The organism is Methylobacterium sp. J-067, from assembly GCF_022829465.1.
GTDB classification, from domain to species: domain Bacteria; phylum Pseudomonadota; class Alphaproteobacteria; order Rhizobiales; family Beijerinckiaceae; genus Methylobacterium; species Methylobacterium litchii.
This window is the reverse complement of the sequence record NZ_JAKSXZ010000064.1, coordinates 1-507: the sequence shown is the minus strand read 5'-3', so window position 1 is coordinate 507 and position 507 is coordinate 1. Positions and strand designations below refer to the sequence as shown.

General features: G+C 68.4%; 1 protein-coding gene. It reads left to right on the top strand.

Annotated features, from left to right (window positions below; translation table 11 throughout):
• Positions 1-507, top strand: a 507-nt coding sequence (locus tag MKK52_RS07090; protein WP_243953122.1) for a PAS domain-containing protein, incomplete at both ends; no start/stop codon positions are given.

Below are 507 nucleotides of genomic sequence, written 5' to 3'. Positions count from 1 at the left end.
GCCCGGTTCTGGGAGGCCCTGCGCCGGGGCGAGTTCCAGGCGGCCGAATACCGCCGGATCGCCAAGGGCGGCCGCGACGTGTGGATCCAGGCCACCTACAATCCCGTCTCGGATGCCTTGGGCACCGTGGTGAAGGTGGTGAAGTTCGCCACCGACGTCACCGCGCAGAAGCTGCGCAACGCCGATTTCGAGGGCAAGCTCCGGGCGCTCGACCGCTCGCAGGGGATCATCGAGTTCGATCTCGACGGCCGGGTCATCGACGTCAACCCGAACTTCCTCGCCGTGGTGGGCTACAGCCTCGACGAGGTGCGCGGCCGGCACCATTCGATGTTCGTGGACCAGGCCGAGGCCAAGACCGACGCCTACGCCCGGTTCTGGGAGGCCCTGCGCCGGGGCGAGTTCCAGGCGGCCGAATACCGCCGGATCGCCAAGGGCGGCCGCGACGTGTGGATCCAGGCCACCTACAATCCCGTCTCGGATGCCTTGGGCACCGTGGTGAAGGTGGTG